Origin of the sequence: Enterobacter cloacae complex sp.6700776, from assembly GCF_048284255.1 — a bacterium.
GTDB lineage: Bacteria > Pseudomonadota > Gammaproteobacteria > Enterobacterales > Enterobacteriaceae > Enterobacter > Enterobacter intestinihominis.
This window is the reverse complement of sequence record NZ_JBLVYK010000143.1, coordinates 1-311: the sequence shown is the minus strand read 5'-3', so window position 1 is coordinate 311 and position 311 is coordinate 1. Positions and strand designations below refer to the sequence as shown.

The following is a 311-nucleotide window of genomic DNA, read 5'->3' as shown; positions in this document are numbered from 1 at the left end:
GGCCTTAGCCAGCGCGGCGCGCAGCTGATCGCGGGCTTCGTTAAATAATACCCGGTAGTGCGGATCGTTAAGATAGTGGGCCACGTTGCGCTCGGCCACTATCCGCGAGCCGATCACGTCCAGCGGGTAGTGGACGCCCAGCACGATGCGCGAGTAGCCATAGCGGGCGCCGCGCGCCACCAGCGCGTCGTAGCGCTCCGGGATCATCGCCGCCAGCAGCAGCGCATCGGTATAGCCGGTGTTGGTGTGGCCGCTGGGGAACGAGCCGCCGTCGGCAGTGTAGGGCTGGTTATCTTTCACCACCACATCGT

Annotated in this window: 1 protein-coding gene; it reads right to left on the bottom strand. The window is 65.3% G+C overall.

Features of this window, described 5'->3' with window-relative positions:
• Positions 1 to 311, bottom strand: a 311-nt coding sequence (locus ACNQ0T_RS23625; RefSeq protein WP_417930432.1) for an acid phosphatase, incomplete at both ends; no start/stop codon positions are given.